This is a genomic window from Phytohabitans sp. LZ39, assembly GCF_059359075.1.
Genome location: NZ_JCADBM010000009.1, coordinates 227,700 through 249,339 on the forward strand (window position 1 = coordinate 227,700; position 21,640 = coordinate 249,339).

General features: G+C 71.5%; 22 protein-coding genes. 9 read left to right on the forward strand and 13 right to left on the reverse strand.

Features of this window, described 5'->3' with window-relative positions; all coding sequences use genetic code 11:
• Positions 1–20 precede the first annotated feature (20 nt).
• On the forward strand, positions 21–1,205 hold the full coding sequence (locus AC5L36_RS19570) for a zinc-dependent alcohol dehydrogenase (protein ID WP_441218095.1): 1,185 nt from the start codon (positions 21–23) through the stop codon (positions 1,203–1,205).
• A 506-nt stretch (positions 1,206–1,711) separates the two neighbouring features.
• Here AC5L36_RS19570 and AC5L36_RS19575 read toward each other — a convergent pair.
• The 6 genes from AC5L36_RS19575 to AC5L36_RS19600 form a co-directional block, all read right to left on the reverse strand.
• Positions 1,712–2,488, reverse strand: a complete 777-nt coding sequence (locus AC5L36_RS19575; protein ID WP_441218097.1) for an ABC transporter permease — start codon at positions 2,486–2,488, stop codon at positions 1,712–1,714.
• Positions 2,485–3,474 (reverse strand): ATP-binding cassette domain-containing protein, encoded by a 990-nt coding sequence (locus tag AC5L36_RS19580; protein ID WP_441218099.1) that lies wholly within the window; start codon positions 3,472–3,474, stop codon positions 2,485–2,487. The genes AC5L36_RS19575 and AC5L36_RS19580 overlap by 4 nt, the downstream gene beginning before the upstream one ends.
• A 158-nt stretch (positions 3,475–3,632) precedes the next feature.
• Positions 3,633–4,307 carry a PadR family transcriptional regulator gene (locus AC5L36_RS19585; RefSeq protein ID WP_441218101.1) on the reverse strand — a complete coding sequence of 225 codons (675 nt, stop codon included), beginning with the start codon at positions 4,305–4,307 and terminating at the stop codon, positions 3,633–3,635.
• A 112-nt stretch (positions 4,308–4,419) separates the two neighbouring features.
• Positions 4,420–5,022, reverse strand: coding sequence for a hypothetical protein (locus tag AC5L36_RS19590; protein WP_441218103.1), 603 nt, complete (start codon positions 5,020–5,022; stop codon positions 4,420–4,422).
• Positions 5,023–5,103: 81 nt separating this feature from the next.
• Positions 5,104–6,495: a glycoside hydrolase family 6 protein gene (locus AC5L36_RS19595; RefSeq protein WP_441218105.1), complete on the reverse strand. Its 1,392-nt coding sequence runs from the start codon at positions 6,493–6,495 to the stop codon at positions 5,104–5,106.
• A 155-nt stretch (positions 6,496–6,650) separates the two neighbouring features.
• A complete protein-coding gene (locus AC5L36_RS19600; protein ID WP_441218107.1) occupies positions 6,651–6,971 on the reverse strand; it encodes an STAS domain-containing protein in 321 nt (106 codons plus the stop codon).
• Between the two features lie 174 nt (positions 6,972–7,145).
• On the opposite strand from AC5L36_RS19600, the gene AC5L36_RS19605 reads away from it, so the two are divergent.
• The 4 genes from AC5L36_RS19605 (at position 7,146) to AC5L36_RS19620 (ending at position 11,853) form a co-directional block, all read left to right on the forward strand.
• Positions 7,146–7,499: a VOC family protein gene (locus AC5L36_RS19605; protein WP_441218109.1), complete on the forward strand. Its 354-nt coding sequence runs from the start codon at positions 7,146–7,148 to the stop codon at positions 7,497–7,499.
• A 170-nt stretch (positions 7,500–7,669) separates the two neighbouring features.
• On the forward strand, positions 7,670–8,749 hold the full coding sequence (locus AC5L36_RS19610; protein ID WP_441218110.1) for a cellulose binding domain-containing protein: 1,080 nt from the start codon (positions 7,670–7,672) through the stop codon (positions 8,747–8,749).
• Positions 8,750–8,816: 67 nt separating this feature from the next.
• The gene (locus AC5L36_RS19615; RefSeq protein ID WP_494908560.1) at positions 8,817–10,850 is read left to right on the forward strand and encodes a glycerophosphodiester phosphodiesterase family protein; all 2,034 of its coding nucleotides are present in this window, start codon (positions 8,817–8,819) and stop codon (positions 10,848–10,850) included.
• A gap of 115 nt (positions 10,851–10,965) precedes the next feature.
• On the forward strand, positions 10,966–11,853 hold the full coding sequence (locus AC5L36_RS19620; protein ID WP_441218112.1) for a mechanosensitive ion channel family protein: 888 nt from the start codon (positions 10,966–10,968) through the stop codon (positions 11,851–11,853).
• A 193-nt stretch (positions 11,854–12,046) separates the two neighbouring features.
• On the opposite strand, the gene AC5L36_RS19625 is transcribed toward AC5L36_RS19620, so the two are convergent.
• On the reverse strand, positions 12,047–12,421 hold the full coding sequence (locus tag AC5L36_RS19625) for a DUF6401 family natural product biosynthesis protein (RefSeq protein ID WP_441218114.1): 375 nt from the start codon (positions 12,419–12,421) through the stop codon (positions 12,047–12,049).
• 101 nt (positions 12,422–12,522) lie between these two features.
• Complete coding sequence (locus AC5L36_RS19630; protein ID WP_441218116.1) at positions 12,523–12,732, reverse strand: hypothetical protein; 210 nt, start codon at positions 12,730–12,732, stop codon at positions 12,523–12,525.
• Positions 12,733–12,934: 202 nt separating this feature from the next.
• Here AC5L36_RS19630 and AC5L36_RS19635 point away from each other — a divergent pair, with 202 nt between their 5' ends.
• Positions 12,935–14,113 (forward strand): MFS transporter, encoded by a 1,179-nt coding sequence (locus AC5L36_RS19635; protein WP_494908563.1) that lies wholly within the window; start codon positions 12,935–12,937, stop codon positions 14,111–14,113.
• 125 nt (positions 14,114–14,238) lie between these two features.
• Here AC5L36_RS19635 and AC5L36_RS19640 read toward each other — a convergent pair whose 3' ends face one another.
• The 3 genes from AC5L36_RS19640 to AC5L36_RS19650 are packed head-to-tail and all read right to left on the reverse strand — an operon-like array spanning position 14,239 to position 16,050.
• On the reverse strand, positions 14,239–14,685 hold the full coding sequence (locus AC5L36_RS19640; protein ID WP_441218120.1) for an SRPBCC family protein: 447 nt from the start codon (positions 14,683–14,685) through the stop codon (positions 14,239–14,241).
• Between the two features lie 11 nt (positions 14,686–14,696).
• Complete coding sequence (locus tag AC5L36_RS19645) at positions 14,697–15,107, reverse strand: DUF2795 domain-containing protein (protein ID WP_441218122.1); 411 nt, start codon at positions 15,105–15,107, stop codon at positions 14,697–14,699.
• A gap of 10 nt (positions 15,108–15,117) precedes the next feature.
• Complete coding sequence (locus AC5L36_RS19650; RefSeq protein ID WP_441218124.1) at positions 15,118–16,050, reverse strand: YihY/virulence factor BrkB family protein; 933 nt, start codon at positions 16,048–16,050, stop codon at positions 15,118–15,120.
• A 91-nt stretch (positions 16,051–16,141) separates the two neighbouring features.
• On the opposite strand from AC5L36_RS19650, the gene AC5L36_RS19655 reads away from it, so the two are divergent.
• Together AC5L36_RS19655 and AC5L36_RS19660 are read left to right on the forward strand one after the other, a co-directional pair.
• Positions 16,142–16,543 carry a ChaB family protein gene (locus tag AC5L36_RS19655; RefSeq protein ID WP_441218126.1) on the forward strand — a complete coding sequence of 134 codons (402 nt, stop codon included), beginning with the start codon at positions 16,142–16,144 and terminating at the stop codon, positions 16,541–16,543.
• Positions 16,544–16,567: 24 nt separating this feature from the next.
• Positions 16,568–18,145, forward strand: a complete 1,578-nt coding sequence (locus AC5L36_RS19660; protein ID WP_441218244.1) for a phytoene desaturase family protein — start codon at positions 16,568–16,570, stop codon at positions 18,143–18,145.
• Positions 18,146–18,172: 27 nt separating this feature from the next.
• Here AC5L36_RS19660 and AC5L36_RS19665 read toward each other — a convergent pair whose 3' ends face one another.
• Positions 18,173–19,885, reverse strand: coding sequence for a putative bifunctional diguanylate cyclase/phosphodiesterase (locus AC5L36_RS19665; RefSeq protein WP_441218128.1), 1,713 nt, complete (start codon positions 19,883–19,885; stop codon positions 18,173–18,175).
• Positions 19,882–20,688, reverse strand: coding sequence for an SAM-dependent methyltransferase (locus AC5L36_RS19670; RefSeq protein ID WP_441218130.1), 807 nt, complete (start codon positions 20,686–20,688; stop codon positions 19,882–19,884). Before AC5L36_RS19670 ends, AC5L36_RS19665 begins: the two co-directional genes overlap by 4 nt.
• 164 nt (positions 20,689–20,852) lie before the next feature.
• Between AC5L36_RS19670 and AC5L36_RS19675 the strand changes: the two genes are divergently transcribed.
• Positions 20,853–21,548, forward strand: a complete 696-nt coding sequence (locus tag AC5L36_RS19675; RefSeq protein WP_441218132.1) for a DUF4097 family beta strand repeat-containing protein — start codon at positions 20,853–20,855, stop codon at positions 21,546–21,548.
• Positions 21,549–21,640: the final 92 nt, after the last annotated feature.

The window sequence follows — 21,640 nt, forward strand, 5'->3', positions numbered from 1 at the left end:
TGTGCGGGTAGCCGCTCCGTATGCGAGCAGTCACCTGGCAGGGGCGACGCGAGGTGAGCGTCGAGAGCGTGCCCGACCCGAAGATCCAGGAACCCACCGACGCGATCGTCCGAGTCACATCGAGCGGCATCTGCGGCTCCGACCTGCACCTGTACGAAGTGATGGGCCCGTTCATGGGCAAGGGAGACATCCTCGGGCACGAGCCGATGGGCATCGTGGAGGAGGTCGGCCCGGAGGTAGGCACGATCGCGCCCGGCGACCGCGTGGTGATCCCGTTCCAGATCTCCTGCGGATACTGCTACATGTGCGCGCAGGGCCTACAAACCCAGTGCGAGACCACGCAGGTGCGGGAGCACGGCACGGGCGCCGCGCTATTCGGGTACACGAAGCTGTACGGCGAGGTGCCCGGCGGCCAGGCGGAGTTCCTGCGCGTGCCGCAGGCGCAGTACGGCCCGATCAAGGTGCCCCAGGGCCCGCCCGACGACCGCTTCGTGTACCTCTCGGACGTGCTGCCGACGGCGTGGCAGGCGGTCGAGTACGCGAACATCCCGGACGGTGGCAGCGTCGTCGTGCTCGGCCTCGGCCCGATCGGCGACATGTCCGCGCGGGTCGCCGCACACCGCGGTGCCGGCCAGGTGATCGGCGTCGACCTGGTGCCCGAACGCCTGGAACGCGCCCGCGCCCGCGGCGTCGAGGTGATCGACCTGCGCGAGACCGAAGACCTGACCGGCGAGATCCGCGACCGCACCGACGGCCGCGGCCCCGACTCGGTCATCGACGCGGTCGGCATGGAGGCCCACGGCTCGACCGCCGCCAAGCTCGCCCACCAGATGACCGCCGCCCTCCCCGACGCGGTAGCCGCCAAGATGATGCAGAAGGCCGGCGTCGACCGCCTGTCCGCCCTGTACTCGGCGATCGACATCGTCCGACGCGGCGGCACCATCTCGCTGATCGGCGTGTACGGCGGCATGGCCGACCCGATGCCGATGCTCACGCTCTTCGACAAACAGGTGCAGGTGCGCATGGGCCAGGCCAACGTGAAGCGCTGGGTGGACGACATCGTGCCCCTGCTGGCCGGCGACGCCGACCCGCTGGGCGTGGACACGTTCGCCACGCACCGGCTCCCGCTCGACGAGGCGCCCCGCGCCTACGACATGTTCCAGAAGAAGCTGGACGGCGCGGTCAAGATCCTCCTGCACCCGTAGGTGAGCCTTTCGGGATCGGGGTGGCGCCGTCGTGCCTCAGGCGGAGTTTTGCCCGGGCCGTGTCAGCTGCGGACCGCCGCTCCCGCCGGAGAACGCGCGGGTCGGCGGCGAGCTGGCGCTCGCCGAAATCCCCGACCCGCGCTGCCAGGCCCGCGCCACAAGCCCGCGGTGGGCCGGATCCCTGTCGGAGGGGTGCCCGAGGTCGATGCGGCTGTCGCCGTACCGGCTGTGACCGGCATCCGGATCTAGCTCCCCGGTCTCACCCGTCCGCTGTCGGAACGCGGGCAGATCTTGGTACGCAATGGCCCACGGAGGGGCCAATAGATACCAAGGTCTGGTGGCGGGCCCGGGGTTTCGGCTCCGACCACCCACCAACAACGCGAAACCAGGCCAGGCGGTCCCGGCCGGAGCCCGAGGCCCCGCCGGAGGCGCCGAAGTAACCGCGACCAGAAACGGCCCGTCCAGGCCCCACCCACGCGCCCGGGTGGGGCTGGACGAGCGGAGCGTCAGACGGACTTCTGGTAGGAGCGGAACGTGCGGGTGGAGAGCCACACCATCGCGGCCGCCAGCACCAGCAGCGCCCCGCCGCGGGTGAGGGTCGCGGGCCAGTCGGGGTCGGCGGAGAGGGCGTCGCGGCCCGCGCGGATCGCCCAGTCGACCGGGTTGGCCTTGGCGATCGCCTGCATCCAGCCGGGCATGAGATCGGTCGCCATGAAGGCGGACGACAGGAACGTCAGCGGCAGCAGCAGAAACGTGTTGATGCCGATGATGGACTCGCGCTGGCGTACCAGCATGCCGATCGTGTTGGAGAAGGCGCTGAAGACCGTGCCCAGCAGCACCGAGGCGACGATCAGCACGACGGTGCCGAGCCCACCGCCGGGGTAGTGCGCGCCGGCCAGCCAGCCGAGCAGCACGATGACCACCGACTGGATGGTGGTGCTCACGGCCTGCTCGACGACGTTGGCGTTCATGATGGCGGCGCGGCTGACCGGCGTGGTGAGGAAGCGGTTGAGGGTGCCCCGCTCGATCTCCTCCATCGTGCCCATGCCGGCCCACATGTTCGACGAGACGGCGCTCATCACGACCACGCCGGGCACCAGATAGTCCAGATAGGACGACGCGCCGAAGCCGGGCAGCTCGACGATCCTGCGGAAGAGGCTGCCGAAGAGGAACAGCCAGATGACCGGCTGCACGAGCGTGATGACGAGGAAGGCCGGCTGGCGTACGAACGCCTGGAGCCGCCGGTGGGTCATCCACATGGTGTCCGTGACGATGGCACTCATGCCACACCTCCGTCGACCTCGGCGAAGCGGCGGCCGGCGTACCGCAGGTACACGTCGTCGAGCGAGGGGCGGGCGACCGTCACGGCGGCGACCGGCATACCGGCCCGGCCCAGCGCCGCGAGCGTGGCGGGCACCGCGGCGGCGCCGTCGTCGGCGCGGGCGCTCAGGCGACGTCCGTCCACAGTGACCTCGCGGACGCCGGCGACGACGGCGACCGCCGCGCGGGCACGGCCCTCACCGTCGGCGTCGCCCAGCTCCACGTGTACGGCGTCGCCCTTGAGCTCGCCCTTGAGCTCGTCGGGCGCGCCTTCGACGACCACCCGGCCACCGTCCACGATGGCCAGCCGGTCGGCGAGGTGGTCGGCCTCCTCCAGGTAGTGCGTGGTCAGCACGATCGTGAGGCCCTCGTCGGCGGCCAGCCGGCCGATCTCCTCCCACATCGCCGAGCGGGCCTCCGGGTCGAGGCCCGTGGTCGGCTCGTCCAGGAAGAGCACGCGCGGGCGGTGCACCAGGCCGAGCGCGACGTCGAGGCGGCGCTGCATGCCGCCGGAGTATGTGCGGACCGGCCGCCGGGCCGCCTCGGCGAGGTCGAAGCGTTGCAGCAGCTCCGCCACCCGGCCGGTGAGCGCGGTGCCGCGCAGCCCGTAGAGGCGGCCCTGGAGCAGCAGGTTGTCGCGGCCCGTGGCGGCCGGATCGGCACCCGAACGCTGTGACACGGTGCCGATCACGCGGCGCACCCGGTCGGGGTCGCGGAGCACGTCGTGGCCGGCCACGCGTGCGGTGCCGCCGGTCGGGCGGGCGAGGGTGGTCAGGATCTTGACGGTCGTGGTCTTGCCGGCCCCGTTGGGACCGAGCAGCCCGAAGACCTCACCCGGCCGCACGGCCAGTGACAGGCCGTCGAGGGCCCGCACGCCTTTCGGGTACGTCTTCGTGAGCTCGTGCGCCTCCACGGCGAGCGCCGTCGGGGCGGTCGTGGATGTTTCCACGTCTCTCCTCCGATGTGATGGGTGAACCATCCCGTGGAGAAGCGCTCCCGACTATCCTTGCGAGTGCCATCTCGGGCGTCGGGCGCGCGCTTCGCCGCGGGCCGGTTCGAGGTCAGGGCCCCGGCGTGGTGTTGCAGCACCCGCCGGGGCCGCTTTCTTCAGGAGTCCGGGTCGCCGTCCTCCTCGTCTTTGGCGAGACTGCCGATGCCGGCGAGCTCGGCGAAATCCGCCGGCACCTGGCCGGTCTCGTGGTACTCCCGCCAGGCGTCGACGCCGGAGAGCGTGCCGTCGCGGATCTCCTTGAGCAGCGAGCGGATCCACTCGATCTCGGCCGTGCGCAACGCCGCGTGGTACTCCACCTCGATCAGGAAGATCCGCGGCAGCCCTTGCGCGAGGCCGCCCATGGCCACCCGCTCCTCCGCCGCCTCGGTCTCTAGGAGGCGGAGCCGCTGATCGAGCAGCTCGACCGCCTCGTCGGGCTGAAGCACGCCGATCTCGGAGAGCGCCGCCTCGAAGCGCGGGAACTCACGCTCGGGGACGGCGACGAGCTCGCGCACCCAGTCGAGCATCTCGTCGCGGCCGGCCGGGGTGAGCGCGTAGACCGTGCGCTCGGGGCGGCGTCCCTCGCGGGTGGTGCCGGTGGTCTCGACGAAGCCGTGCTTTTCGAGGTTTTGCACCACGGTGTACAGCGAGCCCCACTTGATCTTGATGCTCCGGTCCTTGCCCCGGGCGCGGAGCACCGACGCCAGCTCGTACGGATGCATGGGGCGCTCGACCAGCGCGGTCAGCACAGCGAGCGCGAGCAGGTTGCTCACCTTGCGTCTCGTCGCCATCGCGAACTCCCTCGCCAACGGATACTCGTCGCCGAGTATATGGCTGCGAATAGCGTACATGCAAGATGGGCGCCCCCGGCCGGGGGCGCCCATCTTGCCGAGCGGAAGGCGGTCAGACCTTGCTGTACGCCTCCTCGAACCGCTCGCGCAGGTCACGCATCTGGTCGTCCTCGAGGAGCTCCTTGAGCGCCTCCTCCTGGTACGGCGCGGGAATGAGCGCGCGCACCCGGTCCGGGAACCCGGGACCGGCCTCGACGACCTGGATCTTCGGCGGCTCGGTGAGCTGCATCGCCATCGGCCCGGAGAGCTTCTGGGCGAAGTCCCACGCCCGGCCCGGCTCGACGAGCGCGCACAGGTGGTAGGCGTACACGGTGCGCACCTCGGCGGTCGTCTTCGCCCCGGCCGGCTCGAAGCCGAGCGTCCGGACCGCGCACACCGTCGGGCTCTTGGCCACGTTGGCGTCGCCGATGCTGTGGTGGCCGTGCGCGTGGTGGTCGGCCGGCGTCGACTGCTCGAGCACCGCCGCGATCCGGTCGGCGAGCTGGTTTTCCAGCGTGGGCGGGCGGGACGGGCCACCGAAGGCGACCGTCCGCAGCGCCACCGCCAGCACGGCGGCCGCGACCACCACCACCGCGACCGCGATCCATCGGGCCCTGCCGCGGCGGCGCGGAGGCGGCGCGAGGGGATCCGTGGCGGTCGTCAGGTCGGCGGTCATGTCGGCACCGTCCTATCTGGAGAGACGTACGGATGGCCCCGCGCCACACCGCGCGGGGCCATCCCTTTCAGGAGAGGTACATCAACCGCATGCGGTGCCGTTCAGGGTGATCGCGGTCGGCGTGCCCAGGGTGCCGGTGCCCTGGAAGCCGGTGCTGACCGTGCCACCGCTCGGGATGTTGCCGTTCCAGCTGGCGTTGGTGACGGTGATCTGGTTGCCGGACTGGCTCCAGGTGCCGTTCCACCCGTTGGACAGGCGCACACTCGGGTCGACCGTGAAGCGCAGCGACCAGTTCGCCACCGCGGCGCCCCGGTTGGTGATCCGCACGTCGGTCGTGAAGCCACCGGTCCACTGGTTGGGCACGTAGACCACGCTGCACGCACCGGGCGGCGGAGCCGAGGTGGTCGGCGGCGGCGCCGAGGTGGTCGGGGGCCGGGGCGACGGCGTGTCCGTCGTGGGCACGGTCGTGGGCGGCCGGGTGGTCGGCGGCGTGGTGTACGGGCCAGCGGCGATCGCCAGGTCGTACGCCCGCTGCGGGACGAATTGGCCGGCGGCCGCGATGCAGCCGTCCGCCTCGCCCGGCAGCTTGATCCAGAGGAACGCGTCGACCGCCGCGTCGCCGGTGTTGTTGGTGCTCGGGATGCCGATCGCGCGCCCCGGCGGGTCGCACCACTCCGAGCCGGCCGGGCCGTTGCCGTTGCGGCTGGTGTCGACGACGATCTTGAGGCTGCTGCGCCCGGTGGCGGCGACGACGTTCTTGGCGTATGTGATCAGCTCCGAGTTGGTCCGGTAGTTGGAGACGTTGACCGAGATGCCGTCGGCGCTGTTGGCGATGTCGGCGGCTACCAGGCGCCGTGCCATCTCGCTCGCCGGGTGCCAGACCGAGTGCGCCGCGTCGAAGTAGACCCGGGCCTGCGACGAGCCGGCCTTGAGGCGCTTGCCCGCGTAGGCCATCGAGGCGGACGTCTCCGCCTGCTGCGCCGCGCTCTGGCAGTCGCTCATCAGGGCGAGCACGTCGGGCTCGAGGATGATGTACGCCGGGCGGCCGGCCAGACCGGCCGCGACCTCGTCCACCCACGCGCGGTAGGCCTGGTGGCTGGGGGCGCCGCCGGAGCTCGCACCGCCGCAGTCGCGGTTGGGGACGTTGTAGACCACCATGATCGGGATCTTGCCCGCCGCCGCGGCGGCGCCGACGAAGGCGTTCACCTGCCCGCGTACGGCCGAGGTGTTCGTCGTCGTGAACCAACGGGCCTGCGGCACGCTCGCGATCCGGTCGCGGATGACCGCGGTCTTGGAGTCGTTGGGGTTGGCGGCCACCCAGCGGGCCGCGTTGGTTTCGGGATCGGTGTAGAACACGGAATCGGCGGCCGACGCGGCCTGGGGCTGAAGCAGCCCGACGCCGACCGCCGTCGCTGTTGCCAAGGCTGCGGCTGCGGCCGCGCCGATGGCGGAGAGCGCGGATCTCCTGCGCATGCGGGGCTCCTTCCCGGTATAGAGCTTCCTCGTTGGAAGCGCTCCCATAGACATCGATTACCGTACGGCTATGTTGCGCGGATGTGAAGACCCCGCGTCGAACCGTGTTCGCGGCATTTCGAAAAAATCGACGGTGATGGATGCCCTCTGCTGGGCTAGCGGCGCGGGAGCGCGCTCCCGGGCAGGCCCGCGGCGCGGAGCCGGCGGGCGACACCGTGCTTGGGGCGGTGCACGACCACCGAGACGGACCTGTCGCTCGCCACGTCGCAGCCGGCGACCACCGCGCCGACGCCGAGCGGGTCGACCCAGCCCGCGTCGCGGAGGTCGACGACGAGGCGGTGGGAGCGGACCCGGAGGAGGGCGTGCAGGAGTGCGCGCCGCAGCTGCGCCGTGGCGGCCTCGCCGACATGGCCACGCACCTGCACGACCATGCTGCCGTTGCTCGCCACGCGGGTGCGGACCAAGGCTCCGACCACGCCATGCCCTCCCAACGGGGAGTGGGATCGCCTACCGGTCACGGTAATGCGATGGGATTTCACGCGCACATCGGCGAACGGTCACCGTACGGCAACGATCACACCAATCGGGAAACTGTCGTACCCCTGGAGCACCATTCGGACGGTCGAAGGAACGAGAGGAAGGAGAGCGTGATGATCGGTCGTCTGTCCTCAGTGGTGCTGGATTGTCCCGACCCGCACGCGCTGGCCGGCTTCTACTCCGAGCTGCTCGGCCTGCCGATCACCCGTGTCGACGGCGACTGGGTCGACGTCAGCGACGGCACGACCACGCTGAGCTTCCAGGAGGCGCCCGACCACATCCCGCCGCGCTGGCCCGACCCGGCTTATCCGCAGCAGTTCCATCTCGACATCACGGTCGACGACATCGACGAGGCGGAGCCCAAGGCCCTGGCGCTCGGCGCGCGCCCGCTGCCGATGACGGAGGAAAAGGTCAGCTTCCGGGTCTACGCCGATCCGGCCGGCCACCCCTTCTGCCTCTGCTGGTGACCCAATCCTGGATAGGGATTTGAGCTGCCGCGACGTCCGCCGTGGTCCGGACCGCTGCTCCCGCGGCCTCACCCTCCGCTGTCCACGACCTTGGCCCAGACCCGCGCCCCGAGCGCGACTAGGGATTAGGGGGTTGCGCCCGATATGAGCGGCGCACATATAGTCGCGGCGTGACGGCTGATCCCAAAGGCACGCACGAGGCGGTCGAGGCGCCCATCCCGCGCCAGCGCGACGCCGGCGTGATGGGATACGTCGCTGAGCTCCAGCAGTTCGACGACAGCATGACCGGGACCGAGGCCGACGGCGAGTCGCCGGAGCGACCCGCGCCGGACCGACCCCCGCTCGGTGGCACGGCGCCCAGCCAGGCCACCCCGCCCGGCCGCACGCCCAGGCCACGCCGTCCGCCAGCCGGCCGCGAGCCAGCGGGCCGGGAGCTAGCGGGCCGGGAGGCTGCCGGTCGCGCGTCTGCCGGGCGGGAGCGGGCGGGCCGGGAGCCGGGTGGCGGGGACGCGGCGGAGCCGCCGTTGTCGGGGGACGGTGCGAGTCGGCCGCCGGCGGGCGGAGCGCCGCGGACTGGTAAGCCGGCGTCCGTACCAAAAAAGCAAGGGCGACCACCGTGGACCCGCACTGAGGTGGGTCTTGCGGTCGCGTTCGTGGTGGTGGCGGCGGTGGCCATCGTCGGCGGAGCCTACGCCGTGTTGCTGGCCAACCGGCCGCCGACGGGTGATGTGCGGCTGCCGATGCCGTCGGCGGAGGCCGCGGGGGAGCAGGGGCCGCCGGTGGCGGAGCCCACGCCCGCCGCGCCGGGGCGGGCCGGTCCGAGCGCCGAGCCGTCTCCGGACGCCGCGCCGGGTGGCGGTGCCGAGCCGTCGGCGGGCAGCGCGCCGCCCTCGCCGGAGGCGACCAGCGCGGCGCCGCCGGCCGCGGCCGACCTCGTCGCGGCCTACTCGCGCGAGGCGAATACCGGGCTGCTCGGGCTCACCGGCTACCGCGGCAAGGTCACCATCTCCAACCGCGGCAAGGGCGCGGCCGACGGCTGGACGGTCACGCTCAGCCTCCCCGCCGGGCAGAAGGTCGACAGCGTCGAGGGGGCCGACGCGCGGCAGGACGGCGAGCTTGTGACGTTCACGCCGCTGGCCGGGCGCGGCGAGGTGGCCGCGGGCGGGTCGGCCACGTTCACGTTCGACGTGCCGGGGCTGCTGGCGGGCGAGCCCACCGGCTGCGCGATCAACGGGCGGGCCTGCGAGTAGTTAGCTTTGTGTTCACCCCGCGCACGCGCGGAGGCCGTCCCGCTTCGCGACGATCACGCGCGTGATGATGCGGAGAATCGCTCTCGCGGCGCTGGCTGCGGGCCTTACCCTCACGGTGCTGCCCGGCGCGGCCGTCGCGCACCCGAAGCACAAGCCGGAATTCGACCTCCAGGCCCACCGCGGTGGGCTCGGCCTGCGGGTGGAGAGCACGCTCGCCTCCTTCGGCAACGCCCTCCAGCTCGGCGTGAGCACGCTGGAGCTGGATGTGCAGATCACCGAGGACGGCCAGGCGGTGGTCACCCACGACCGCCGGGTGACCGGCACCAAGTGCACCGACACGGCGCCGGCCACGCCCGGTGACCCCGAGTTCCCGTACGTGGGCAAGTACGTCAACACGCTCACCCTGGCCCAGGTGCGCACGCTCGACTGCGGCAGCAAGACGCTCGCCGACCGGCCGGGCCAGGTCGCGGTGCCGGGCGCGCGCATGCCGCTGCTCAGCGAGGTTTTCGCGCTCGTCAACCGCTACGGCGCTAGCGGTGTGAAGCTGAACGTGGAGACCAAAGTGGAGGCGGGGGCACCGAGCGAGACGGCGCCGCGCGAGCAGTTCGTGCGGGTGACCGCGCGGGAGGTCCGCAAGGCGGGGCTGCTGCGCCAGGTCACGATCCAGAGCTTCGACTGGGGCGCGCTGATGCGCATGCGCGAGGTCGAGCCGCGCCTCCCGCTGGTGGCGCTCACCAACATCGACTTCCTTCAGACCGGCAAGCCGGGCGCCTCGCCGTGGCTGGGCGGCATCGACATCGACGACTTTGGTGGCGACCCGATCAAGGCGATCAAGAGCTTCGGGGCGACCACGTTCTCCCCGGTGCACGGCACGCCGCAGGGCGGCTCGGTGGTCGATCCCGGCTACAAGCCGTACGTGACCAAGGAGATGGTGCGCCACGCGCACCGCAACGGCATCAAGGTCGTGCCGTGGACCATCAACGACCTGCCCACCATGGGCAAGCTCGTCGACGACGGGGTGGACGGCATCATCACCGACTACCCCGACCGGCTGCGCGGGCTGCTCGCGCAGCGCGGCTTCAAGCTGCCCAGCGGGTACGCCTCGCCGTTCGACATCCAGGGCCACCGGGGCGCTCGGGCGGTGCGGCCGGAGAACACGCTTCCCGCGTTCGAGTACGCGCTGGCCAACCGCGCGGTCTCCACGCTGGAGCTGGACACGGGCGTCACCCAGGACGGGCAGCTCGTGGTGATCCACGACCGCACGATCAACGGCTCGCACTGCGTGGACACCGCGCCGGCGTGGGCGGGCGACCCGGAGTTCCCGTACGTGGGCAAGCGGGTGCACGACCTCACGCTCCGCCAGATCAAGACGATCGACTGCGGCTCGAAGACGCTGGCCGAGTTCCCTTCGCAGGTCGCCGTGCCGGGGGCTCGCATCCCCACGCTCAGTGAGGTGTTCGCGCTGGTGCGGGCGAGCGGCCGCGCCGACGTCCGGTTGAACATCGAGACCAAGATCAGCCCGACCGCCGGCGACACGGCACCGTACGACGTGTTCACGCGGCTGCTGGTGGGCGCCATCCAGAAGGCTCGCTTTGTCGACCGGGTGACCATCCAGTCCTTCGACTGGCGCACGATCATCCTGGCCCGCAAGCTCGACCGGCGGATCGAGACGGTGGCGCTGGTGTGGCAGTACGGCCCGGCCGAGTGCGCCACGCTCGCCGACGAGTGCTCGCTCCAGGCGGTGTACGGCGACCCGTCCGTCAAGAGCCCGTGGACCGGTGGGCTGGACTGGTGGAAGTACCGCGACCTGGGCAAGCTGGTCCGCGCCGCGGGTGCCGCCACGGTCTCCTCCAACTGGCAGGTGCACGACCCGGCGCAGGTGGCGGCGCAATCGCCGGACTGGTACTTGCGCACCGACCCGACCTACTTCCACGGGCCGACGGTGCCGGTGCTCCAGGACCGGTACGACCTGAAGGTGGTGCCGTACACGGTCAACGACCCGGCCGTCATGCAGCGCGTGATCGACCTGGGCGTGGACGGGATCATCTCCGACGACCCCGACGCGCTCGTCGCGGTGGCGATCCGCAACGGTCTCCGCTGACGCTCCCGGGAGCCCGCCCTTTCGAGGGCGGGCTCCCTTTTTGTCCGAAATACCAGATAAATGCTCAGAAGGGGTGCATGATCTGCCAAAGGAGCTATGGGAACTGGAGGCTGCAATGTCCGAGCCCTTGGCGGTGCGGCAAGTCGACATCGACAGCGCGCTCACCGATATGTGGAAGTCCGTGTTCGTCTTCCTCCCGAAGGCGGTCGCCTTCCTGGCGATCCTCTTCGTCGGGTGGATCGTGGCGCGGTTCATCCGCCGCATCGTGTACAAGGCGTTGAAGCGGGTCGGCCTCGACCGCGCCATCGAGCGGGGCGGCATGGGTCGCGCGTTCCAGAACAGCCGGTACGACGCCAGCACGATCACCTCGCGGATCGTCTACTACGCGGCGCTGCTGCTCGTCCTCCAGATCGCCTTCTCCATCTGGGGCCCCAACCCGGTCAGCGACCTGATCACGAGCGTGGTGTCGTGGCTGCCCAAGGCCTTCGTCGCGATCGTCATCATGGTGGTCGCCATCGCGATCGCGAACGCGGTGCGCGACCTCGTCGGCAGCGCGCTCGGCGGCCTGTCCTACGGCAAGCTGCTGGCCACGATGGCCTGGGCGTTCATCATCGTGCTGGGCGCGATCGCGGCCCTCAACCAGGTCGGCATCGCCACCACGGTCACCACGCCGGTGCTGATCGCCGCGCTCGCCACGATCGCCGGCATCCTGATCGTGGGTGTGGGCGGCGGCCTGATCCGCCCGATGCAGCAGCGCTGGGAGGGGCTGCTCGACCGGGCGGCCGCCGAGTCGCAGGCCATCCGCGAGCAGACGCAGGCGTACAGCAGCGGCCGCGAGGACGCCCGCCGGCAGATGGCCGACCGCGCCGGCGAGCCCGCCCCGATGGCGACGCCCGCGATGTCGGGCACGGGTGGGGCCGCCCCTTCGGGCGTCTACCCGACCGGCGGGACGATGCCGCCACGCGCGGACGACGAAACCCAGCGGATCGAACCCCAGCAGTAGCTCGCCGCGAACGTGGACGCGGGGCGCCCTTCGGGGCGCCCCGCTTCGCGCGCGCCACTCGCCTGCGCCATCCCGACGGTCCGGAGCGCTCCCGCCGGAGGCGAAAACAGGGGTGACCGCGACCAACAGCGGACGGGTGAGGCCGCGGGAGCAACGGCACAGACCACGACGGACGTCGCGGTAGCCCAGAAAATCAGGCGGTGCGGGGAGCGGGGATCGAGGCCAGACCGTGGGCCAGGTGGCAGACCGCGAGCAGCCGGGTGAGCACCCAGTCGGCGCCTGCCGACCAGTCGATCGGCCCCTCGGGCAGGTGCCAGCCGTGCTCGGCGGCCGCGTCGCGGACGCCCTCGGCGTAGCCTGCCAGGTGCACCGGCGTCAGCGGCCGCAGGTCGCCTAGGAGGCTGTCGCGGATCGCCGCCGCGTGCTGGTCGATGGCGGCCAGCAGGCCGGGGTGGCGGGCGGCCGCATCGAGGCCGGCCGCGCCGAACGCCGACATCATCCCGCTGATGGCGGAACGTGCCGAACGCGTGGCGGCCCGCGAGGTAAAGCCGTTGAACAGCCCACTCATGGGCATCGACGCTAGCCGGGGCACGGTGGGGCCAGCCTCGTCTGGTCGGCTGAATCTTACGGTCGCGCGCGGGGTTGAGACGGACGTCACCCCGTGCGTGATTACTCTGTGGCAGGACGCCGTCGCATCGTGTCATCGGCCATGATGACCGTCGCCACCATGAGGGCGACCACGATGCTGAACAACCACGAGTCGTCCGGCAGGATCTTCGCGGAAATGGGCGCCTGGCAGGCGAGCAGGATGAAGCCCAGCCAGGCGAGGCGGCGCTGGCGCGGGTTGAGGAAGCCGGTGGCTTGGGGGGCACGACGCATCCGGACAGTTTTGCTCGATGTGCCCCGATCGCCCGTCGGTCGTTCGGCTGATGTTGCCGTGTGCGTCCGGTTTGGACGCCCGTGCGTCGGCCGCGCGCAAGGTGGCTGAAGTGGACTGGTCGGTGGGCACCGGCTCGTCCAAGATCCGCCGGGAGTCCGCGCCGACCTAAGATCGCTTCTTGTGACTCGTACCCGCGGGGGCATGCTCCTCCTGGCCTACTTCGCGTTCATCAGCCTCGGCCTGCCCGACGGCCTGCTCGGCGTGGGCTGGCCGTCGATCAGCGAGGAGTTCGGCGTACCCCGCGAGACCGTGGGTCTGCTGTTGACCGTGGGCACGGTGGGCTACCTGACATCCAGCGTGGCGGCCGGTTTCACGATCGCGCGGCTGGGCGTCGGGCGGCTGCTCGCCGGCAGTACGGCGCTCTGCGCGATCAGCCTCGCGGCGTACGCGGCCTCGCCGGTGCTCGCCGTGATGGTGGCGTTCGCGCTCGTGCTCGGCCTCGGTGGCGGCGCGATCGACTCCGGCCTCAACGCCTACGCCGCGGCGGCCTTCGGCCCCCGCCACATGAACTGGCTGCACGCGTTCTTCGGCCTCGGCGTCGCCATCGGCCCTTTGATCATGACCACCGCACTCTCCGCGGGCCTGTCCTGGCGATGGGGGTACGGGGTGGTCGCCGGCGCACAGGCGTTGCTGGCGGGCGCGTTCGTGGTGACGGTGAACCGCTGGGCCGTGCACCGCCCGGCGAACGGCGACCTGCCCGCGCCTCCCGCCGTGCCGATCCGCGCCACGCTCGTGATCCCGGCCGTGTGGCTCGGCGCGCTCGCGTTCGGCGTGTACGTCGCGGTGGAGGTGGCGGCCGGCCTGTGGGCGTACACGCTGCTGACCGAAGGACGCGGGATCAGCGACGCGGTGGCCGGCGTCTGCGTCTCCGGCTACTGGGCCTGCCTCTTCCTCGGCCGCGTGGTGCAGGGCATCGTCGCCGAGCGGGTCGGCAGCGGCCAGGTGCTGTGGGCCAGCCTCGCGGGCATGGCGGGCGGCGCGGTGCTCGTCGCGCTGCCCGCGCCCGGCTGGGTGGCGGCGCTGGGGCTGGGCATCATCGGCTTCTCGGCGGCACCGGTATTTCCGCTGATGACCCTGATGACGGCCGACCGGGTCGGCGAGGCACACGCGGACCGCACGATCGGCGTGCAACTCGGCGCGTCGGCCCTCGGCGGCGCGCTCCTGCCCGGCCTCGTCGGCATCCTGATCAGCCGCGTCGACGTGGAGGCACTCGGCCCGTCCCTGGTCGTGATGAGCCTGCTGCTCATGCTCCTCTACGCCGCGTCGTCCCGCCGCCGCGCCGGCGACAGCACGATCGAAACCCCGGCCGTCCAGACTTAGAGAGCTCCCGCGTGTGCGTGGCGAATTCTGGCCCCTCCAGGGGCCACTTTTCGCCACGGACGGCTGGAGCGTTCGCGTTCGGGGTCACGGAGGCGGAAGCCTCCGTGACCCCTTCAAATGGTTTCCTAGACCTCGCCGCGCCAGGCGCCTGTCTCCTGGCCGCGGTTTTCGATGAACTCCTTGAACCGCTTGAGGTCGCCCTTGACCCGGTGGGTCACGGCGCCGAGCTTGTCGGCCGCCTTCTCCACCGCGCCATCCGGCTCGAACTCCACCTGTGCCGTCACGCGGCTGTGGGTGTCGTCGAGCCGGTGGAACGTCACCACACCGGCCTGCCTGGTGCCCTCGGTCGAGGTCCAGGCCACCCGCTCGTCAGGGATCTGCTCGGTGATCCGGGCGTCGAACTCGCGTTTGACGCCGGCGATCTCCGTCTTCCAGTGGGTCATGGTGTCCGACAGCTGCCGGACCTCCTGGACGCCTTCCATGAAGCGGGGGAACTCTTCGAACTGGGTCCATTGGTTGTAGGCGGTCCGCACTGGTACAGCCACGTCCACCGATTCGGTTACACCACCCATTGGGGGTCCTCCTACCACCTTTTCGTTTCGTTCGCGTGCCCAAGTACGGCCCACACCTCGGACACCGTCCCGAACGTGCGGTCCGCCGGCAGGCGGCCCAGCTCGTCCAGTACGTCGTCGGGCGCGTTGTTCTTCTCGGCCGTACGCCGCAGGGCTTCGCGGTCGGCGGGCAGCGCGGACAGGTCGAGGTACCGACCCAGCTCACTGCGCCGCTCCACCTCCTCGTTGGTCATGCCCTGCGGGACTCCGGCCCGGCTCTCTCCAGCCGGCACTTCGGTAGCCTCGGGCTGGTCCTCGCCGGCCGGTTCCGGCTCGCGCCATTCCTCGACCCGCGATCCGGCCATGCCCTGGACGGTGCCCCGCACCTCGCGGGCCATTTCGTCGTCCAAGCGCGGGCCGTGCTTGCTGCTGCCCCGATCCATGTCCTGGGTCCTACCCCGGCTCGCGGGAGGCAAACTCCTCCGCCTCGGGCATGGCCACCCGCCGCGCCTCGGCGTTGATCTCGACGCCGAGCAGGACCGCGCAGTTCGACAGGTACAGCCAGACCAGGAACGCGATCACGCCGGCCAGCGTGCCGTAGGTGCCCTGATAGGAGCTGAAGTTGGCCACGTAGAGCCCGAAGCCGAACGACGCGATCGCCCACACCACGATCGTCACCGCGCCGCCGATCGTGATCCATCGGAAGCGCGGCTGCTCGACGTCCGGCGCGATCCAGAACATCAGGCCGAGTAGCAGCATCACGATGAGGACGAGCACCGGCCACTTCAGCACGGACCAGGTCATCCGCGCGCCGTCGCCGACGCCCAGCGCGTTGCCGATCGCGTCGGTGACCGATCCGCTCACGATCAGCATCAGCGCGACCAGCGCGAGCAGTACCAGCGCGACGGCGGTGATGAGCAGCTGGATCGGGCGCAGCTTGTAGAACTTGCGGCTCTCCTCGACTTCGTAGATCGCGTTCGAGGCGCGGGTGAACGCGCCGATGTACCCGGAGGCGGACCAGAGCGCGCCCAGGAGGCCGAAGCTGAGCAGCACGCTCGCCGAGCCCTGGTCGGTCACGTCGCGGATCTGGTCCACGACGCCTGGGTTCTTGACGATCGAGCCGGCGCCCAGGTCGGTGGCGATGTCGACGATCGTGTCGACCGTGCGCTCGCCCTCGGAGACCAGCCCGACCAGCGCGACGATCACGATCATCGCGGGGAAGAGGGAGAGCACGCCGTAGTACGTCAGCGCGGCCGCCCAGTCGGTGCAGTTGTCGTCCATGAACTCGCGTCCGGCGCGGACGAGCACGCCCCGCCAGGTCGCGAACGAGGTCCGGGAAAGCCTCCGGCGACGCGCCGTGCCCGTCGGTGCCGCAGTTGACGCCATGCCCGCCTCTACCCGAGGTGTGACGTGGGCAAACGTTTGTGCCCGCGACCGTCGGGTAGGGGATTTCAGACGCTCCGGAGAGGAGAAGACCATGCCCGGACGCGAGGACATGCCCAGCACGATCCGGCGCTCCCCGAAGAAGGCGCAGGACACCTGGGCGGAGACACACGACTCGGCGGTCGAGACGTACGGCGAGGGTGAGCGGTCGCACCGGACCGCCTTCGCCGCGCTGAAGCACTCGTTCGAGAAGGTCGGCGACCACTGGGAGCCGAAGGAGCGCAAGGGCCCGAGCGACGCGCAGGCCGCCCGCTCGTACGGCGACCGGCCCGCGGAAACCGCCGGTGGCGTCGACGCCAACGCCTCCAAGCAGCACCTCATGGAGATCGCGCGCAAGCTCGACGTCTCCGGCCGTTCCAAGATGAACAAGGCGGAGCTCGTCGAGGCGATCGAGAAGGCCAACAACCGCAGCACCGCCAAGGCCCGCCAGCGGTAGTTTGCAGGTGTGGACGCACCTGACGTGACCAACACCGACGCCGTCGTCGTCGGCGCGGGGCACAACGGCCTCGTCGCCGCCAACCTGCTGGCCGACGCCGGGTGGGACGTGGTGGTGCTGGAGGCCACCGCGGAGCCCGGCGGGGCGATCAAGTCGGCCGAGGTCACCGCGCCCGGCTACCTGAGCGACCTCTACAGCTCGTTCTACCCGCTGGGGTACGCGTCGCCGGTGATGCGCGCGCTCGACCTCGGCCTCTCCTGGCGGCACGCGCCGGACGTGCTCGCCCACCTGCTGCCCGACGGGCGCGCGGCCACGCTCAACCGCCGGCCCGAGACGACCGCGGCCTCGGTCGAGGAGTTCGCCGCCGGTGACGGCGAGCGCTGGCTCGACGCGTACGCCGAGTGGCGCTCGGTCTCCGCGCCGATGCTCGACACCCTCTTCACGCCCTTCCCGCCGGTACGCGGCGGCGCGGCGCTGCTCGCCCGGCTACGGCCGACCGGGGCGTTGCGTCTGGCCCGCCGGCTGATCCTGCCCAGCCGCAAACTGGGCCGGGAGTTGTTTCGCGGCGAGGGCGCCCAGCTGCTGATGGCCGGCTGCGCGTTGCACACCGACCTGTCCACTGAGGACGTGGGCAGCGGCGTCTACGGCTGGCTGCTGGCGATGCTGGGCCAGGAGCACGGCTGGCCGGTGCCGGAGGGCGGCGCGCGGCGCATCACCGAGGCGCTCGTGGCGCGGCTGCGGGATCGCGGCGGGCGCGTCGAGTACACGGCCCGCGCCGACCGGGTGCTGACCGCACGGGGCCGCGCGCTGGGTGTGTCCACCGTGGACGGCCGGCGGTGGCGGGCCCGCCGCGCGGTGCTCGCCGACGTGCCCGCACCCGCGCTCTACCTACACCTCGTCGGCGCGGCGCGACTGCCGCCCCGCCTGGTCGAGGACCTCGCGCACTTCCAGTGGGACGGCTCGACGGTCAAGGTGGACTGGGCGCTTTCCGCCCCGATGCCGTGGAAGAATCCGGCCGCGGCCGGCGCCGGCACCGTCCACCTCGGCGCCGACCTCGACGGGCTGACCCGCTACGCGGCCGCGCTCGCGACCGGCGAGGTGCCCAGCCACCCGTTCCTCCTGGTTGGACAGATGACGACCGCCGACCCGGCCCGCTCGCCGGCCGGCACCGAGTCGCTGTGGTCCTACACCCACCTGCCGTTCCGGCGCGAGTGGGCGGCGGGCGAGGTGATGGCGCACGTACAGCGGATGGAGAGCGTGCTGGAGGAGCAGGCACCGGGCTTCGGCCGGCTGGTGGTCGGGCGCCACGTGGCCGGTCCGGGCGACCTGGAGCGGGAAAACCCGAGCCTGGTCGGCGGCGCGCTGGGCGGCGGCACCGCGGCGGCCTACCAGCAGCTCTTCCTGCGCCCGATCCCGGGGCTCGGCCGGGCCGACACACCCATCGACCGGCTCTACCTCGCCAGCTCGTCGGCGCACCCGGGCGCGGGCGTGCACGGCGGCCCGGGCGCCAACGCGGCCCGCGCGGCCCTGGCCCGCGACCGCTTCCTGACCGGCGACGCCTACCACGCCCTGATCGCGGCCGCGCACCGCACGCTGTACTAGGCCTGTCGCCTGGATGTCGGGACAGGCCTAGGTGAAGAGCTTGTCGGCGGTCGTGGGGCGGCCCAGCAGCCAGCCCTGGCCGACGTCGCAGCCCAGCGCGAGCAGGCGCGAGCGCTGGTGCTCCGACTCGATGCCCTCGGCGGTGACGGTGAGCCGCAGCGTGTGCCCGAGGTGGATCAGCGCGGCCAGCACCGCCTCGTCGGTGCGGCTGGCCGGGCCGTTGCCGTCGAGGCCGGCGACGAACGTGCCGGCCAGCTTGATCGCGTGCACCGGCAGGTTGCGCAGATAGGACAGTCCGCAGTAGCCGGTGCCGAAGTCGTCGAGCGCGACCCGCACCGCCATGCCGGCGAGCGCGCGTACGTTGTCGATCGCCTCGGCCTCGGCGGTCATCGCCGCGTGCTCGGTGATCTCAAGCTGGAGCCGGTGTGGCGGCAGCCCGACCCGGTCGAGCACGGCGGCGACCTCGGCCGCGAGGCCCGGGTGGCACAGCTGCCGGGCGGCGAGGTTGACGCTCACGAAAGGTGGCTCGGTGTCCTCACCGTGCCAGCGCACCGCCTGGCGGCAGGCCATCTCCAGCAGGTGCATGCCGAGCGGCAGGATGAAGCCGGAGTCTTCGGCGAGCGTGATGAACCGGTCGGGGCCCAGCTGCCCAAGCTCCGGGTGGTCCCACCGGGCCAGGCTCTCCACGCCCACCACCTTGCCGGTGGCGAGGTCGACCATCGGCTGGTAGGCCAGCCCGAACTCGCGGCGGGCGAGCGCGGCCGGCATCTCGGCGGACAGCCGGTAGCGGGCGACCGCGCTCGCGTTGCGCCGCTCGTCGAAGAACCGCCACCGGTCGCGACCGTCCACCTTGGCCCAGTGCAGCGCCATCGCGGCGGCACGCAGCGCGTCGACCGGGTCACCGTCGGACACGGCCTGCTCTACGACGCCCGCGCTGGCGGACATCGGCAACTCGTGACCGTCCACTTCGAACGGCGTGCGCAACGCCGCCAACGCGCGGTCGGCGGACTTGATGGCGTCTTCCGGCTCGGACGTGCCCCGCAGCAGCAGCGCGAACTCGTCGCCGCCGAGGTGGCAGGCGACACTGTCGGGGAGGTGGGCCAGCCGCTCCGCGACGGCGGTGAGGAGGCGGTCGCCGGCGGCGTATCCGAGGCTGTTGTTGACCGAGTGGAAGCGGTCGAGGCCGATCAGGCAGACGCCGAAGCGGGTCGGCCCTGCCGGGTCGGTGCGCAGCTCGCCCAGCCACTGGGTGAGCTGGACCCGGTTGGGCAGGCCGGTGTGCGAGTCGTGGAGGGCGGCGTGGCGCAGCCGCTCCTCGCTGCGGCGCAGGGCCAGCTCCGCCTCCGAGCGCGCGGTGATGTCGGCCCGGCGCACGGCCTCCTGCCGGTCGAGGGTGTAGTCGTGCAGCGCGGTCGCGTATCCCATCGCGAGCGCCTCGACGAGGGCGGTGAGCCGGTCGCGGCTGACCACACCGGACAGGTCGAGCGTGGAGAGAAGTCGGGTGGACAGCTCGGTGATGGTGCGCCCGAGCGCCTCCGGCGCGATCTCCTCGGTGCTGGCCAGGTCGACGCCGACCCGGTAGCCGACCGCCGGGTCGAACCGCTCGGCGGTCAGCGCCGCCACGATCCGCTCGGTCAGGTCGAGGAAGAACGCGTCCCGCTCGCCGCTGGGCAGGAGCACGTAGCTGGCGTCGTGGACCGACCTGCTCCACGCCAGCGCGAACCGCTCGACGGGCGTCATGGCTTGCGTCCGACACCCCCGTAGTTGAGTGCGGAGAGATTGCTCGGCGTGTCGTCGGGGGAGTCGGGGCGCCACTCGTGCGTCCAGACCAGACCCGGCTCCACCATCTCGAATCCGTCGAAGAACCGCAAGATCTCCGCGTGGGTGCGCATCGCCAGCGGTGTGGGCGTGTGCTCGACGGCCTTGACCGCCTCGCGGAACTCGTCGGGGTGGCGCTCGTGGGTGCCGTGGCCGATCACCAGATAGCTCCCGGGCGCCAGCCGCTCCTTGAGCAGGGCCAACGCGCCGTAGGGGTCGCGGTCGTCGCGGACGGCGTGCAGCACGGCGACGAGCAGCAGCGCCACCGGCTCGTCGAAGTCGAGCAGGCCGGCCACGGACGGGTGCTCCAGGATCGCCCGCGGCTGGCTCAGGTCTTCTCGGATCGCGGTCGCGTGCGGGTTGCCCGCCAGGATCTGGCGGCTGTGCGCCACCGCGATGGGGTCGATGTCCACATAGGCCACGCGCGCGTCCGGGTCCACCTTCTGTGCGATCTCGTGCACGTTGCCGACCGTGGGGATGCCGGAGCCGATGTCGAGGAACTGGCGGATGCCCTGGTCGAGCACGTAGCGCGTGGCACGGTGGAGAAATGCCCGATTGATCCGCGCCTGCACCTTGGCATCCGGAAAGACGGATATCAGCTGGCGGGCCAGCGCCCGGTCGGCGGCGAAGTTGTGCGAACCGCCGAGCAGGTAGTCATACGCCCTGGCCACGGTGGCGGTGTGGTGATCGACGTCGGCGGGTGCCCAGTCCGGTCGGTCCGTCATCGCGCTCCTCTGGGTGGTAGGACACCAAGTATCCTGTCTTCCCGCCCACGGCTCAATTCCGCGATCGATACATTGCCATGACCGCCCGTAGGGGAGCGGGTTCCGGGCCAGGTCAGGGTCGGCGCCGGATTCGTTTAAGGCCAACACGCCGGGACGATCGGCGCATGCTTGCCAGACTGTCCACTCTGGGTCTCGCCACAGCCGCCATCCTCGCCGCCGCCGGCTGCGGCCTTGTCGACGGCGAGAAGTCCAGCACCGCCGAGACGTACGACGTGCGCGGCGACATCAAGACCATCCAGCTCAACGGCCAGGCCGGCGCCGTCGAGGTCGTGGCGACCGACACCGGGGTACGGGTGACGGAGCGCCGCGAGTACACCGGCACCTCCCCGAAGACCAGCCACCGCACCGACGGCGGCACGCTCTACCTTGTGGACAAGGGCTGCGACGCGCAGATCCGCATCCGCAAGACCTGCGAGACCAACTACCGCATAGAGGCACCGGCCGGCGTCGCCCTCAACATCGAGGTGGACGCCGCGCCCGTCACGATCACCGGCATCACCGGCGCGCTCGACGTGACCACCGACGTCGGCACGATCAAAGGCACCGGCCTGGCCGGCACGACCCGGATCCGCACCAACGTGGGCGACGTCGACCTCCGGTACGGCACGGCACCGGCCAGCCTGGACGCCACCAACGACGTCGGCAGCACCACCGTCCACCTGCCGTCCGGCGCGTCCTACAGCTTCGACGTCGACGTCGACATGGGCGACACCACGATCGACCTCCCCAACCGCCCCGGCGCCGACCACCGCGTCAAGCTCACCGCCGACGTCGGCGACATCACCGTCCGGGCCGCCTAACCCCGCCTCGCCCTTCCGCAACTGTGCAGCCACCGATCAGGCGCTCACCCACGCCCTTTTGTCGCGGTCACCCCTCGCCCTGAGTAACCGCC

What these genes read in the sequence shown, in the direction of transcription:
- AC5L36_RS19640 (WP_441218120.1), bottom strand. Translation starts at nt 14,685, where the DNA reads ATGGGTGGTGTAACCGAATCGGTGGACGTGGCTGTACCAGTGCGGACC.
- AC5L36_RS19655 (WP_441218126.1), top strand. Translation starts at nt 16,142, where the DNA reads ATGCCCGGACGCGAGGACATGCCCAGCACGATCCGGCGCTCCCCGAAG.
- AC5L36_RS19645 (WP_441218122.1), bottom strand. Translation starts at nt 15,107, where the DNA reads ATGGATCGGGGCAGCAGCAAGCACGGCCCGCGCTTGGACGACGAAATG.
- AC5L36_RS19620 (WP_441218112.1), top strand. Translation starts at nt 10,966, where the DNA reads ATGTCCGAGCCCTTGGCGGTGCGGCAAGTCGACATCGACAGCGCGCTC.
- AC5L36_RS19605 (WP_441218109.1), top strand. Translation starts at nt 7,146, where the DNA reads ATGATCGGTCGTCTGTCCTCAGTGGTGCTGGATTGTCCCGACCCGCAC.
- AC5L36_RS19615 (WP_494908560.1), top strand. Translation starts at nt 8,817, where the DNA reads ATGCGGAGAATCGCTCTCGCGGCGCTGGCTGCGGGCCTTACCCTCACG.
- AC5L36_RS19670 (WP_441218130.1), bottom strand. Translation starts at nt 20,688, where the DNA reads ATGACGGACCGACCGGACTGGGCACCCGCCGACGTCGATCACCACACC.
- AC5L36_RS19665 (WP_441218128.1), bottom strand. Translation starts at nt 19,885, where the DNA reads ATGACGCCCGTCGAGCGGTTCGCGCTGGCGTGGAGCAGGTCGGTCCAC.
- AC5L36_RS19635 (WP_494908563.1), top strand. Translation starts at nt 12,935, where the DNA reads ATGCTCCTCCTGGCCTACTTCGCGTTCATCAGCCTCGGCCTGCCCGAC.
- AC5L36_RS19630 (WP_441218116.1), bottom strand. Translation starts at nt 12,732, where the DNA reads ATGCGTCGTGCCCCCCAAGCCACCGGCTTCCTCAACCCGCGCCAGCGC.
- AC5L36_RS19585 (WP_441218101.1), bottom strand. Translation starts at nt 4,307, where the DNA reads ATGGCGACGAGACGCAAGGTGAGCAACCTGCTCGCGCTCGCTGTGCTG.
- AC5L36_RS19595 (WP_441218105.1), bottom strand. Translation starts at nt 6,495, where the DNA reads ATGCGCAGGAGATCCGCGCTCTCCGCCATCGGCGCGGCCGCAGCCGCA.
- AC5L36_RS19625 (WP_441218114.1), bottom strand. Translation starts at nt 12,421, where the DNA reads ATGAGTGGGCTGTTCAACGGCTTTACCTCGCGGGCCGCCACGCGTTCG.
- AC5L36_RS19590 (WP_441218103.1), bottom strand. Translation starts at nt 5,022, where the DNA reads ATGACCGCCGACCTGACGACCGCCACGGATCCCCTCGCGCCGCCTCCG.
- AC5L36_RS19650 (WP_441218124.1), bottom strand. Translation starts at nt 16,050, where the DNA reads ATGGCGTCAACTGCGGCACCGACGGGCACGGCGCGTCGCCGGAGGCTT.
- AC5L36_RS19575 (WP_441218097.1), bottom strand. Translation starts at nt 2,488, where the DNA reads ATGAGTGCCATCGTCACGGACACCATGTGGATGACCCACCGGCGGCTC.
- AC5L36_RS19675 (WP_441218132.1), top strand. Translation starts at nt 20,853, where the DNA reads ATGCTTGCCAGACTGTCCACTCTGGGTCTCGCCACAGCCGCCATCCTC.
- AC5L36_RS19570 (WP_441218095.1), top strand. Translation starts at nt 21, where the DNA reads ATGCGAGCAGTCACCTGGCAGGGGCGACGCGAGGTGAGCGTCGAGAGC.